This is a genomic window from Sphingomonas sp. CCH5-D11 (genome assembly GCF_001557395.1).
In the GTDB taxonomy this organism is placed as follows: Bacteria; Pseudomonadota; Alphaproteobacteria; order Sphingomonadales; family Sphingomonadaceae; genus Sphingomonas.
The window spans coordinates 1-993 of record NZ_LSKH01000271.1 but is presented as its reverse complement, the minus strand read 5'-3'; the positions used below and the strand labels follow the sequence as shown (position 1 = coordinate 993).

At 72.4% G+C, this 993-nt stretch carries 1 protein-coding gene; it reads left to right on the top strand.

Features of this window, described 5'->3' with window-relative positions; genetic code table 11:
• Positions 1–993, top strand: a 993-nt coding sequence (locus AX702_RS22670; RefSeq protein ID WP_197420658.1) for a Y-family DNA polymerase, incomplete at both ends; no start/stop codon positions are given.

Here is a 993-nt window from a genome sequence, read left to right as displayed (position 1 = left end):
CGCCCGCCGCTGGTGTCCGGTCGTAGCGCTGTCCGACAGCGATGGCCTGTTCCTCGACATCACCGGCACGTCGCACCTCCATGGCGGCGAGGCGCGGATGGCACGCCGCCTGCTGCGCCTCCTCGCCCGGCTCGGCATCACCGCGCAGGTGGCGATCGCCGATACTGCCGGCGCCGCCTGGGCCTTTGCCCGCCAGCGCGCGCAGGCGGCGATCATCCCGTCCGGCGAGCATTGCGCGGCACTTGCCCCGCTATCCGTCGCCGCGCTCCGCCTCGACGATGCCGCGCGCGAGTTGCTCGCCCGGCTCGGCGTCGACACGATCGGTGAGCTCATGGCGATGCCGCGCGCGCCGCTTGTCCGCCGCTTCGGTAAGGCCATTGCGCAGCGGCTGGACCAGGCGACCGGCGCCGCGCCCGAGCCGCTCACGCCCGTCATTCCGGCACAACCGATCGCCGTCACCCGCCGCTTCGCCGAACCGATCGCCACGGCGGAGGCGATCGGCCATTGGCTCGCCGGTCTCGTCGACGATCTCGCCGCCGAACTGGCGAAGGCGGGAATCGGTGCGCGCGCGCTCGCCTTTGTCGCCGCGCGCGTGGATTCGACGGATCAGGTGATCCGCATCGGCCTCGCCCGCGCCAGCCGCGAGCCGGCACATATCCTGCGCCTCATCACCCGCCGCATCGAGGAGATTGAGGTCGGCTATGGCCTCGACGCGCTGACCCTCCATCTCGTCCGCGCCGATCCGCTCGGCCCGGAGACGCTCGGGGCGGCACTGGCGGAGAAGCAGGCACCCGATCTCGCCCCGCTGATCGACACGCTCGCCAACCGCATCGGACCCGCGCGTATATGGCGCCAGCAGCCGGTCGAAAGCGACGTGCCCGAGCGCTCGGTAGTGCCCCACGCGCCGCTCGACCCGGTGTCGCAAGAGGCGATGCGACTGAAGCGAGACGACGTGCGCCGGCTCGACACGCGCACGCCCGATCACCCCTGGCA